The sequence below is a fragment of the Synechococcus sp. genome, assembly GCF_982614295.1.
Genome location: NZ_CEXBMR010000045.1, coordinates 1 through 11,930, shown reverse-complemented (window position 1 = coordinate 11,930; position 11,930 = coordinate 1). Strand labels below are relative to the sequence as shown.

General features: G+C 50.0%; 13 protein-coding genes. 7 read left to right on the top strand and 6 right to left on the bottom strand.

The annotated features are described in order from the left end of the window. Window positions 1-117 precede the first annotated feature (117 nt). Window positions 118-591, bottom strand: a complete 474-nt coding sequence (locus AC2JC8_RS08105; protein WP_484400978.1) for a type IV pilin protein — start codon at window positions 589-591, stop codon at window positions 118-120. A 90-nt stretch (window positions 592-681) separates the two neighbouring features. Between AC2JC8_RS08105 and AC2JC8_RS08100 the strand changes: the two genes are divergently transcribed. Continuing rightward, a complete protein-coding gene (locus AC2JC8_RS08100; protein WP_484400977.1) occupies window positions 682-1,554 on the top strand; it encodes an ABC transporter permease in 873 nt (290 codons plus the stop codon). Window positions 1,555-1,581: 27 nt separating this feature from the next. Continuing rightward, on the top strand, window positions 1,582-1,842 hold the full coding sequence (locus AC2JC8_RS08095) for a hypothetical protein (RefSeq protein WP_461564305.1): 261 nt from the start codon (window positions 1,582-1,584) through the stop codon (window positions 1,840-1,842). A gap of 36 nt (window positions 1,843-1,878) precedes the next feature. On the opposite strand, the gene trmH is transcribed toward AC2JC8_RS08095, so the two are convergent. Further along, window positions 1,879-2,568: a tRNA (guanosine(18)-2'-O)-methyltransferase TrmH gene (gene trmH, locus AC2JC8_RS08090; RefSeq protein WP_482682961.1), complete on the bottom strand. Its 690-nt coding sequence runs from the start codon at window positions 2,566-2,568 to the stop codon at window positions 1,879-1,881. A gap of 72 nt (window positions 2,569-2,640) precedes the next feature. Between trmH and AC2JC8_RS08085 the strand changes: the two genes are divergently transcribed. Next, window positions 2,641-4,041 carry a 16S rRNA (cytosine(967)-C(5))-methyltransferase gene (locus AC2JC8_RS08085; protein WP_484594487.1) on the top strand — a complete coding sequence of 467 codons (1,401 nt, stop codon included), beginning with the start codon at window positions 2,641-2,643 and terminating at the stop codon, window positions 4,039-4,041. Here the strand turns inward: AC2JC8_RS08085 and AC2JC8_RS08080 are convergent. The 3 genes from AC2JC8_RS08080 to petP are packed head-to-tail and all read right to left on the bottom strand — an operon-like array spanning window position 3,942 to window position 7,269. Next, window positions 3,942-6,011 carry a transglycosylase domain-containing protein gene (locus AC2JC8_RS08080; protein WP_484400973.1) on the bottom strand — a complete coding sequence of 690 codons (2,070 nt, stop codon included), beginning with the start codon at window positions 6,009-6,011 and terminating at the stop codon, window positions 3,942-3,944. The two genes, AC2JC8_RS08085 and AC2JC8_RS08080, sit on opposite strands and share 100 nt — an antisense overlap. 2 nt (window positions 6,012-6,013) lie before the next feature. Further along, window positions 6,014-7,000, bottom strand: coding sequence for a chlorophyll synthase ChlG (gene chlG / locus AC2JC8_RS08075; protein WP_484400972.1), 987 nt, complete (start codon window positions 6,998-7,000; stop codon window positions 6,014-6,016). Window positions 7,001-7,044: 44 nt separating this feature from the next. Beyond that, the gene (gene petP / locus AC2JC8_RS08070) at window positions 7,045-7,269 is read right to left on the bottom strand and encodes a cytochrome b6f subunit PetP (RefSeq protein ID WP_255131134.1); all 225 of its coding nucleotides are present in this window, start codon (window positions 7,267-7,269) and stop codon (window positions 7,045-7,047) included. A 73-nt stretch (window positions 7,270-7,342) separates the two neighbouring features. Between petP and hisF the strand changes: the two genes are divergently transcribed. The 4 genes from hisF to AC2JC8_RS08050 all read left to right on the top strand — a co-directional run bounded on the left by hisF (window position 7,343) and on the right by AC2JC8_RS08050 (window position 11,465). After that, window positions 7,343-8,119 carry an imidazole glycerol phosphate synthase subunit HisF gene (hisF, locus tag AC2JC8_RS08065; RefSeq protein WP_484400970.1) on the top strand — a complete coding sequence of 259 codons (777 nt, stop codon included), beginning with the start codon at window positions 7,343-7,345 and terminating at the stop codon, window positions 8,117-8,119. 12 nt (window positions 8,120-8,131) lie between these two features. Continuing rightward, window positions 8,132-8,389: a hypothetical protein gene (locus tag AC2JC8_RS08060; RefSeq protein WP_484400969.1), complete on the top strand. Its 258-nt coding sequence runs from the start codon at window positions 8,132-8,134 to the stop codon at window positions 8,387-8,389. Further along, a complete protein-coding gene (locus AC2JC8_RS08055) occupies window positions 8,386-9,075 on the top strand; it encodes a ubiquinone/menaquinone biosynthesis methyltransferase (protein ID WP_484400968.1) in 690 nt (229 codons plus the stop codon). The genes AC2JC8_RS08060 and AC2JC8_RS08055 overlap by 4 nt, the downstream gene beginning before the upstream one ends. Before the next feature lie 89 nt (window positions 9,076-9,164). Continuing rightward, on the top strand, window positions 9,165-11,465 hold the full coding sequence (locus tag AC2JC8_RS08050; RefSeq protein ID WP_484594486.1) for an iron uptake porin: 2,301 nt from the start codon (window positions 9,165-9,167) through the stop codon (window positions 11,463-11,465). A 10-nt stretch (window positions 11,466-11,475) separates the two neighbouring features. Here the strand turns inward: AC2JC8_RS08050 and AC2JC8_RS08045 are convergent. Continuing rightward, window positions 11,476-11,930 (bottom strand): carbohydrate porin (locus AC2JC8_RS08045; RefSeq protein ID WP_484594485.1); only part of this gene is annotated, 455 nt, incomplete at its 5' end.

Below are 11,930 nucleotides of genomic sequence, written 5' to 3'. Positions count from 1 at the left end.
CCAAAGCCAAAAAATTAAAGCCGATTCAAGCGCTGTACTTTCGGAGTAATAAAAAACATCAGTGGGTTTTTAGCCCACTGATGAAAAGGTGATTTAAATTCAAAGATTGATTCTTATTTAGATTTCAGAATAAGAAATCAAGCCATCGCTTGATTTTACAGTGGCCATGCATTTTTTCCCTGAACTGATTGATATTGAGCCACATTTTGCGCCACTGCTTTTGGCGATTGCAGTGGTGTAGTTGATATTAGCTTCAGGGGCTGTTGAAATATCGCCACCGTTGCAATCGCCGGAAATTGCTAAACCTGTATTTGTATTTTCAGCAGTGCCGCTTGCATAGGCGGATGGATATGGACCTTCTGCAATGATTGCAGAAGAGCACTCCCGCGCAAGGCCGGCGAGTTCAGCTATTTGGGTATTTAATTTTGCCTTATCTTTTACCCCCATAAATTGAGGTAAAGCCACGGAACTAAGTACCCCAACAATTACAATTACCACCATTAATTCCACCAAGGTAAAACCCTTTTCCAGCCTTTTTAAGGCTTTTTTATTACCAGCAACCTGCATCAACTTGTTGACTGCAATAGACATTTTAGTCGCCCGGTTTATGCCGGAAGAAACAGCATTTTTAATGTGCCCCGATCGAATGCTCTGTTGCAGTTCTTGAGTTAGCCTTTAGCAATGCTTTTCCAGCGTTTGCAACTGGCGTGGTCTTGGCGGCCCCGCAGTCTTTCTGCCCGGCTTGCCAGGGTGGGGGTGTGGCTTGTGATCTTCTACTGCCTGGTTGCTTTATTAACCGGCCCCTTGATTCACTTTGGCTTCCTAAGTAATCCAAATGTTGGTTTGGATAATCCTATTTATGCCCAGCCAAGTTGGAGCCATCTTTGTGGTACAGATCGCTTGGGCCGCGATGTTTGCAGCCGCACTCTTGCTGGGGCTGGAGTAGCTCTTCAGGTGGTGCTGAGCGCTCTTTTGGTGGCCTTGATTATTGGGGTGCCATTGGGAATGTTAAGCGGCTACCTCGGCGGTTATGTGGATCGCTTGCTGGTTTTATTGATGGACACGCTTTACACCTTGCCAGTGTTGCTATTGAGTGTTGTGCTCGCTTTTTTACTGGGGAAAGGGCTTCCAAATGCAGCTGCTGCTCTTTGTGTGGTGTATGTGCCCCAGTATTTCCGGGTTGTGCGTAATCAAACAGCTTCCGTAAAAGCAGAACTTTTTGTGGATGCAGCTAAAAGCCTTGGAGCAGGGCCTCTCTGGATCATGCGCCACTATTTATTGCGCAACGTGATCACTTCTGTGCCTGTTGTACTCACCTTGAATGCCGCTGATGCTGTTTTGGTGCTGGGGGGGCTCGGATTCCTTGGCCTTGGGCTACCCGACAACATCCCCGAATGGGGAGCTGATTTGCAGCAGGCCCTTACCGCTTTACCTACCGGCATTTGGTGGACAGCTCTCTACCCCGGCTTAGCAATGTTTGTGCTGGTGTTGGGCTTGTCTTTTCTTGGTGAGGGTATAGACGCCTGGGTGAGCGGCTCAGAAACCAAAATTTGATTAGATTGGTGCCACACGTTGGTTGATATGGCAATTTTCGTATCGATGCTGCTTGTGGCCATAGCCGCGCTGCTTTGGAACCTCGGCAGGCGTAATGCCGATGAAGTGATGGGGGTACTTGAAAAAATCATTGCTGTTGTTTTGATCGTAATTAGCCTTTGCGTTGGAGGCCTACATCAACTTTTGGGCTTTGGTTTATTAATGCTTGCCCTTAAGTTGCCGAGGGCTCGAATAAATCAAGCGCCGTTGCCCGCGGCTAGTAATAACGAAATTTTCTTGCCCTTCTAGAGGATTTATTGGCGTTAATTCATTATTTGATTTAATTCAGCAGCGCAGCTTTAATGTTCTTGGTAGTTGTTCAATAATTTCACCCACCTCGTTTAAAATCGGATAGGGCCTTTGAATATCGTTGCACCAACTAGCTACTTGTGGATAAGACCATTCAAATAAAATCTTTTCATATTGATCAGGTGTTAAACCCTCTCCGTTGCAAGGCACGAGTTCTGCTTGTTGTCTTTGCCGCAGGGCCTCAAATAGCAATATCGCTGCTGCAACACTCACATTTAAAGACTGCACCATGCCCCCCATTGGGATGAATATGGATTGATCCACCACGGCACTGGCGGTGTCAGTTAATCCCCATTTTTCTGCTCCCAACACAAAAGCGGTGGGTCCTGTGAAATCACACTGGCGATAATCGATGGCGTTTACGCCCAATTGGGTGCCAAATAAGCGAAACCCCTGTTGCCGCAGATGTTGGCAGGCATTTTCTATTGAGCTGTGATCTCGCAATGGCACCCATTTTTGGCTTCCCTGGGCGGTGCTGTTGAAGGTGCGCACCCTGCCCTTGAGGCTCACAACATGGGCTTCCAACGCTCCCACTGCATCGCAACTGCGCAGGATGGCAGAAAGGTTGTGGGGTTTCTCTACCCCTTCCAACAGCACAGTGAGATTTGCCATGCGGCCATTGAGCACTGCCTGCAATCGCTCAAAGCGTTTAGGCAAAAGGGGCATCGACCAACTGCTATTTGATGCTGCAGCGTATTCACCAGCGTCTTTAATGCAGATCCCACCTGTTCAACAACCTTGACTGCTGATCCTGCCCCCATTGGTGTGTTGCCCAGATTGGTGGCTTGGCGTGTTTTGGAGGCAGTGGGTGATGGTGCCTATGCCGATTTGGCCTTGGAGCGAGAATTCAAACGGCAGCCACTGCCAGCTTTAGACCGTGCAATGGCAACGGAGATCAGCTATGGGGCCATCCGGATGCGCAGGCGGCTTGATTGCTGGATCGATCGTTTTGGCAAGGTGCCAGCTTTGCGCCAACCGCCAAGGTTGCGTTGGTTGCTGCATGTGGGTTTACAGCAACTTCTAGCGATGGATCGGGTTCCGGCTTCTGCAGCCGTAAGTACTGCTGTTGATCTGGCCAAACGCGAGCGTTTGGCTTCCCTTGCACCGGTGGTAAATGGAGTGTTGCGAAGTGCTGCTCGGGCGATTGCCGCAGGGGAACAACTGCCCCTTCCGGAGAATCCCCAAGCCCGATTAGCGCTTGAGCAATCCTGGCCCGATTGGTTGGTAAATGAACTTTGGAACAGCATTGGAGCGGAACGCACCCAAAACCTTGCGGCAGCAAGCAACATCACCCCTGCTTTGGATTTAAGGGTTAATCCTCTACGCAGCACTGTGGAAGAGGTATTGGCGGCCTTTGCTCAAGTGGGAGTGCTGGCTGCAGCATTGCCAAATCAAGCCTGCGGCTTAACTTTTTTGCAACGGCCCGGCCCCCTAACGCAACTGCCTGGCTACAAGGAGGGGCATTGGTGCGTTCAAGATCGCGCCGCCCAAACAATTGCACCGCTTTTGGATCCTCAACCGGGCCAAAGGGTGTTGGATGCCTGCGCTGCCCCGGGCGGCAAAACAACCCACCTAGCCGAATTAATGGGGGATAAAGGTGAGCTAATTGCCCTAGATCGTTCAGCCTCGCGGCTTGAGCGCGTACGCGAAAATGCACTACGGCTGGGGCTTAACTGCATCCAAACGGCAGTGGCTGATGCAGTTGCCCTTGATGAATTGGAAAAGCAGGGGCAACTATTTGATCGTGTTTTGCTGGATGTGCCTTGTTCAGGCTTGGGAACCTTGGCTCGTCATGCTGATGCCCGTTGGGGCTTAAAAGCAGAAATGTTGCCTGAATTGGTTGAGCTGCAACGGCAGCTCTTAGAGCAGGGAGCGCGTTTGCTGGCCCCTGGCGGACGCCTCGTGTATGCCACTTGCACCCTTAATCCCTCTGAAAATCAACTACAAGTGCAGCGATTTCTGCAGGGTTATCCCAATTGGCAATTGCTGGAACCAGAAAACACTTTTTGGCCTAGTGCAGAGCTGGGTGGTGATGGTTTTTATGGGGCTTTGCTCGGCAATTCCGGCGGGGGTGGATCAACAACTGGCGGAGGTGGTGGTGGTAATGCAGGGGCTGTTGTTGGCGCTGGAGCAACTTGATCTATGGGTCCTGGGATCGGGGCCGCATTATTGGGATCGCTATCAGGGTTGTTGTTGGGCTCATCTTGGTTGTCCAAACGCGTTGCTGGATCTTGATAAACGGGCGCCGCAGCAGGTTCTCCAGGTGATTTGAAGCTGCGATTTAGTAGCGGCTTTGGTGGAAATTGCTTAACCGGCATGTCTTTCACTACCGGCTGCATGAACTGATTCCAGGCCCAGGCTGCCTGGGCACTGCTACTGCCGGTTTTCCTGTTGTTGTCGAAGCCAAACCACACACCAGTGGTGAGTTGCGGAATTGAACCGATGAACCAAAGATCGCGGGCGCCTTCCGAGGTGCCGGTTTTACCTGCTACTGGCCGATCAGCTAGGGCAGCAGGTGCGCCGGTTCCACCACTCACCACCCTTTGCAACATCCACATCACAGTGTCTGCGGTGTCGCTATCAACCGCCCTGCGGCTGTGATCGCTGTGGGTGTTGCGAGCCCAGATCGTGCGGCCATCAAGGCCGCTGATGCTTTCAAACGGAGTGGGGGGGATGTAGATCCCGCGATTATTAATGGCTGCGTAGGCGGCAGTCATATCGAGCACGGTTTGCTCGTAGGCGCCAATGGCTAATGGGTAGTAGCGCCCTAAAGGTCTGGTGATGCCAAGGGAGCGGGCGTTGTTTATAACAGCATCAAAACCAACCTTTTCTAAAAGCTGCACTGCAACGGTATTTAGTGAATTTTTCAAGGCATCTGCCATAGACACTGCACCGAAATAACGATCACCAAAATTCTTGGGGCAATAGCCGCTCCAGCAGCGAGGAGCATCAATAAAAATTTGTTCTGGTTTAATTCCAGCTGCCACTGCAGCTGTGTAGTCGAAAAGCTTGAAGGTTGAGCCAGGGGAACGCAGGGCTTGGGTGGCTCGGTTGAACTGGCTCTTTTGAAAATCTCGGCCCCCCACCATCGTCCGCACTAAACCAGTGCCGGGCTCTAGCGAAACCAGGGCTCCCTGCAGCTCGCCGTAGGTGTTTTGATCAATTACTTTTTGAGCAATCTTTTGCCAGTTGGAATTTAAACTGGTGCTGATAGTGAGCCCGCCAAGTTCCAATTGTTCTGGGGTGAGCAACTTTGGCAATTCTTGGGCTACCCAACTGGTGAAGTAAGGCGCAGCACTATTCCAATGCTTTGGAAGAGCTGGTTTCAACAACAAAGCTGTGGCATTTGCCCTTTCCAGCTGTGCTGTATCAATAAATCCAGCTTCTGCCATGCGCTTGAGCACGATTGAACGCCGCTCCAAAGCAAGCTTAGAATTCACAAGAGGTGAATAAACCGAAGGCGCAGGTGGCAAGCCTGCGATCAGAGCCGCTTCCGGCAGGGTGAGCTGATTGGGTGATTTTGAAAAATAAACCCAAGCTGCATCTGAAACTCCGTAGGCACTGGAGCCTAAGTACACATTATTGAGGTATTGCTCGAGTATTTGTTGCTTGCTAAGTTGCCTCTCTAGCTTAAAAGCAAGCGCTGCTTCTTTTAATTTGCGTAGTAAGGTGCGATCTTGATTTAAAAATACAACTCTTGCTAATTGCTGGGTGATTGTGCTTGCCCCCTGCTCCACTGATCGATTTGAAATATTGGTCATTATTGCCCTACCAATACCAATAACATCAACGCCATTATGTTGATAAAAACGACGATCCTCTGCTGCAATAAATGCTCGCTGAATTAATAATGGCATCTGCCCATTTGCTACTTTTTCTCGGGTGGCGGGCCCTAGCTTTTGCAGCACTTGGCCATCGGCGGATAGCACCGTTACCGTGCCAGGCCGGCTGAAACTGGCAATCCGGCTGGCATCTGGCAACAGGCCATCAAACCCTTGCATCACTGCAGAACTTGCAGCAGCAGTGGCAGCGCCAGCAGCTGCAGCAGCAAATGCTGCAAGCAGTAGTTGCTTACGCCGCTTCTTTAGGGGCACGCTCTTGATCCCCATAGCTAGCCAGTGCTACCAAAGCCACTATGGCCAAGAGCTAAAGCGGTAACCAGCATTCCAATTACAAGAAAAGGCTGAGCACTTGCTTGATACTTAACATCAAACAGCACAGGATCCCGTAGTAACCAGATGTCTTGAAAGGTTATTTGGGGAATTATTAATAAGGTGAGCAGCACTGCAGCTAGATGTTGGCCGAGTACAACTAAGGCCACCACCATTGCGATTTGAAATAAATCGATCATCGCAGCACTGATCCAACTCGCCTTCTTTACCCCAAACACCACGGGTAGGGATTGCAAACCGAGTGCTTTGTCGCCCTCCACACTTTTGAAATCGTTCACCACAGCAATCCCAAGCCCTGCAAGGGAATAGGCGAGGGTGAGAGCAGCAGTAGCCCAGCTGAGCTCACCAAAAAGAGCCTGCCCCGCCCACCAAGGTAAAGCGATATAGCTAGCTCCAAGGGCGTAATTACCAAGCCAGCCGTTTTGTTTCAGCTTTAAAGGAGGAGCTGAATAAATAAAACTAATAAAGGAGCCCCCCAGGGCCAGTAAAAGCAAGATGGGGCGATCATGTTGCGCCCAACGATCAAGGCCCCAGGCTGCAGCTAACCCAGCCAGGAGCAACAGCCATATCTGCACTTTCACCTGCCATAGGGCAATTGCTCCGGATGGAATAGGTCGATAGGGCTCATTAATTGCATCAATATCGCGGTCGTAGTAGTCGTTAATAGTTTGGGTAAAGCCAGCCAAAAGGGGGCCACTCATCACCATGCAGGCAAGTGATGCAAGGTTGTCTTGAAGGGTCCATTGGAAGTGTCCGCTGGCAGCAGCACCGCAGATCACACCCCAGATAAGTGGTATCCAGGTAACCGGCTTCATCAGTTGCAAGCGCAACTTCCAGATGTTTTGGCTGCCGCTGGCACCCTTCATGCCAAGTAATTGCCTGGCGCCACCACCACTGGGGGCTTCTGGATTAGGGCTGTTGCTCACAGCAGCGGGCTCAAAAAAGGGTTGGGGCTTAGAGAAATTAAGGCTTAGAGAGCAGCGATTTCATCTTCAAAAAACCAGCTCTGTGCTCCGCCATCAAGTTTCACTTGAACGCCAACACCACTGCCATCAGTCATTTTGAAACCGGTTACAGAACCTGTTGGATCTGTGAGCAGCAACTTCACCAGATCAGCAGAGATGCGATCTCGCACGCGAGTGATGGTTACCCGTGTGCCAAGGGTGATGGCAACTGAAGTGGCGGCCTGAGACACTATTTATGCTTACTGAATTCCCCGTAAACCTTACCAGTGCAATCTCCGTTTACCTCTTTCAAAGCGCAAACCCGTGGTTGCTAAACGGATCATTCCCTGCCTAGACATAGCCTCCGGCCGTGTGGTGAAGGGGGTTAATTTTGTTGGCTTGAGGGATGCTGGCGATCCGGTGGAACTGGCCTGTCGCTACGACGCAGCTGGCGCCGATGAGCTGGTCTTTCTTGATATTGCTGCCACACATCAAGGTCGCGACACTCTTATTGAGCTGGTGAAACGCACAGCAGAACAATTATTTATTCCTTTCACTGTTGGAGGTGGCATTAATTCTGTGGATGGAATCACAGAACTGCTGCGGGCCGGAGCAGACAAAGTGAGCTTGAATTCTGCTGCAGTAGCAAAGCCTGAATTGATCACAGCTGGGGCACGCCGTTTTGGCTCCCAGTGCATCGTTGTTGCCATTGATGGCCGCCGCCGCGATGGCGGAGGTTGGGACGTGTATGTAAAAGGAGGCCGGCAAAACACCGGTTTGGATTTGCTTCTTTGGGCCCAAAAAGTAGTGGCCTTAGGTGCGGGTGAAATTTTGCTCACCTCCATGGATGGAGATGGCACTCAGCAGGGCTACGACTTGGAGCTCACCGCTGCAGTGGCAGCTGCGGTGCCGGTGCCTGTGATCGCATCAGGTGGGGCCGGTTGCCTGGCAGATATTGAAGCGGTGCTGATCAAAACCGGTGCTTCAGCCGCTTTGCTGGCTTCTTTATTGCATGATTCAATTTTAACGGTAGAGCAAATTAAGAACCATCTTCTCAGTTGTAATTTAGCAATAAGGCCAATAAATCAGCTTTTAGTTTAGTATTAATAAGCTATGAACTTTTTGAAAGTTTTCGAAGTGGTATCTGCCGGCTATTCCAATTGGGCAATTGCTATCTGCATAGCCATGGTGCTAGCTGTGGTGGCGCTGGTGGCTTGGGCTTTAAAATTGATGCAAGCAGCTAATGAAAAGCAAGAATTTTCTTTAATGTTGGCAGGCTGCATGGTGTGTTCTGCTGCAGTTGGTTTGGCGTTGGTAATGGTGATTACTCTTGCCCGACCCCATGCACCTTTAGTTCATGTATTTCAGTGAATGAAACCAAAGCGGTGCGTAGTTTATTTGAACAAGTGGCGCCTCATTACGACAGCTTCAATGATTTATTTAGTTTCGGCTTGCATAGAGTTTGGAAACGTCAAGCACTGGCGTTAGTTAAACCAAAGCCGGGGGAACGCTGGCTAGATCTTTGTTGTGGTACCGGTGATGTTGCTTTAGTGCTAGCTAATTATTTGAGGCCTGGCGGTGAGGTGCTGGCTGTTGATTCAGCGGCAGCGCCCCTTGCGATAGCGAGGCAGCGTTCTGCCGGCATGCCTTGGTTGCAGATCAATTGGTTGCAGGCTGATGTGTTGAATTTGCCAGCGTTTGATACTGGTTTTGATGGAGCGGTAATTGCTTACGGATTGAGAAATCTTGCGGATCCAGGCAAGGGTTTGGAAGTATTAAAACGTTTGTTGCATCCCAGTGGCCGTGGGGTTGTGTTGGATTTCAATCCCAGCGAAGGTTTTGCAGGGATTCTGCGGCAATGGGCCCTTGCGGGGGTGGTGGTGCCGGTGGCTCGCCAGGTGGGCTTAGGCGAGCAATACTCCTACTTAGAGGAAAGCATTGCTCGATTTCCAGATGGTATTGAGCAAGAAAAATTGGCGATCGAAGCTGGTTTTAGTGCTGCTAAACATCGGAGCTTGGCAGGAGGGCTAATGGGCGCTTTGGTGCTGCAGAGCTAGTCCCGAAGGGGATGCTAGAATGAGAATCATTCTCGATTCTCGCGAATGCGGCGCTTTGCGCTATCCGTTCTTTATTGTGTGTGAGAACCATGAATGCATTTCGCAAGCTATTGCTTGCTCCATTGGTAATGGGAGTGGTTGCGCCATTGGCGAGCCAGGCTCAAAGCCTAGATATGGGGTCTGTTAATCGCTATCAAGACCAACAAGATATCGACCGGATGCGGGCGATAGAAGCCCAGATGGGCCAGGTAACAAGTGTTAGCCAGTTTTCTGATGTGCAACCAACAGATTGGGCATATCAGGCACTGTCGAACTTGGTTACTAAATATGGCTGCGTAGCGGGCTATCCAAATGGCACGTTTAAAGGCAAGCAAGCGATGACTCGCTTTGAGGCAGCGGCGTTACTTAACGCCTGCCTTGATCGTGTTACTGAGATGACAGAGCAAGTAAAACGCTTGCTTAAGGAATTTGAGAAAGAGCTAAAAGTATTAAAAGCAAAAGTTGATGGCTTGGAAACGAAAGTTGCAGATTTAGCTGCAACCCAGTTTTCAACTACTACCAAGCTTTCTGGTCAAACGGTATTTTGGCTTGGCGCAGCAAAGTTCGACGGCGCTAATAAAGGCACTAGCCCGTTAGCGCAAGCAGGCGTTGGAATTGCTAACCAAACGGCTTTTAATGATGCTGTTTTAACAAATAGCTACAGCGTTACCCCCGGAGGCGCCAGCTATTCAGCAACGGGCACACCAACTGGCAGCGTAACGGCCTTTACTAAGGCGGCCACCTGGACTGGTGGCTCAGGTGCTTCTGCTATTGGAGTAGTTGGTCAACCAACAGCCTCACTTGGTAATTATGTAGGTGGCGACCTTGCAGTTGCTGGCTTGCGCGGCAATCCACAAAAACCTGGTGTTGGCACAAGCGGCTTTTTAAATAATGCCTTGCCAGCTGGCACGGTTGTTACTTCTGATTTAGTTGGCGTGATGGCAAATACCATCGGCAACACATCAGGTGCAGCGCCATCAATAGGTGGTTTTGTAATTGATAAAAAGGATATGCAAAACCTGGTGGCATTAGGTAATGCTTCACGGGCAGTCAAAGGTGGCGGGCTTATTCGCTATTCCAGCAATGTTGCAACTGCTCCATACACAACGTTTACGAATACCGCTCTTGGTGGATTCACAAACACTGGCGCATTCACAAACCCGCTGGATCTATCGATAGCTGAATACGGCACCTTGAGCCCGCTGCAGCAACAGAACCCCACTGTAAAAGCAGCTGCGCGTAAGTTCCTGAAGGATTTAATTGGCGGCAATGTGCCAACAGGAGAAGCAGTTAGCTTCAACTACGACGTAATACTTGATTTAAACACTAGTTTTACGGGCAAAGATTTACTGCGCACCCGTTTGCGGGTTGGTAACTTTGGCCAGAGCGTATGGTCTGGCAGCCCATATCCATCTCTTGGCGCTGAAACTGCCTTTGAAGAAACCTCCGGCGCCAATTCCATGGGGGTAGATCGGGTTTTCTATCAATTCCCGATTGGATCTAATTTCACAATTACCGCTGGCCCCAGGGTGCGTCAAGACGACATGTTGGCGGTATGGCCTAGCCAATATCCAGCCGATACAATTATCGATTTCTTTACCTTGGCTGGTGCTCCCGGCACCTACACATCAGCGCTCGGCGCCGGTGCTGGTATTTGGTGGTCTGATAATGGATTTAGCGCTAGCGCCAACTACGTGGCGACAAACGGTAAAAACAGTGATTCCGCTACTGGCGGCATCGCTACCAGCGGATCTGGCGGCACCGGCACAGTTCAACTGGCTTACACCGCGCCTAATTGGAACTTAACTGCTGCTTACGCTTACTCGCAAAGCGGCGGCGCCTACGACGGCTCCAATAATGGCTTGGGTTATATCCCTGTTGGAACACCAAAAGCTGCAAACCCATTTGCTGGTTTATCAGCTTTTGATGTGAACGCATTGGCCTTGAGTGGCTGGTGGAAACCAAGCAAGGTGAGCTGGATTCCATCTATTAGTGCTGGTTGGGGTACCAACTCCTATAGCGCTGCTAAGGCATCACAAATCTGGGGTGTGGAAGCAAACCAAAAAGGAGCAAAGGCCCAAAGCCAATCTTGGTATGTGGGTATGCAGTGGGCTGATGCGCTTATCAAAGGGAACACCTTTGGCACAGCCGTTGGTCAGCCAACATTTGTAACCGGAAACGATGGTTTCTTAGGTACGGATGAAAGCACCTTTGCCTGGGAGATTTGGTACAAATTCCAAGTTACCGACAACATCAGTGTTACCCCTGCCTTCTTTACGATTACAAATCCAGCAGGAAGTGGCAGCAACAACGCCTATGGCGGTGTGCTGAAAACCACGTTCCTGTTCTAAGTTGAAAATATTAGAGATTAAGAGTTATTTGTAAGGTTGTAGCAAATATCCCGGTGGTGTTAGCAGCGCCGCCGGGATTTATTATCCATTGCACAGCAGGTTGCAGATTAAGCGTTGGATTTAGTTGTAATTGATAACCAAGTTCTATTACACCCTCATAGCTTTGGCTGGCGGCAATAGTTGGCGAAAATCCGCTTTTGCCAAACCCTAATATCAACACATCAAAAGGTCTAGAAGTTAGTATTCCTTGGCTTAGAAAACCTGCTGAAATGAATGTTGGTGTGGTGTTATTAACGCTATTAAATGAATAATTACTGCCGATCCAAAAACGATGATCAAGCCCTACTGCTAAACCGGTGCTGAAATTAAAACTACCGTTAATGCCGCTGCCATCAACGCCATTATTGGTTGTGTAACCACCAATTTGCAGCAAACCATCGGGCAGCATAGAGCCAGTTTTATTAG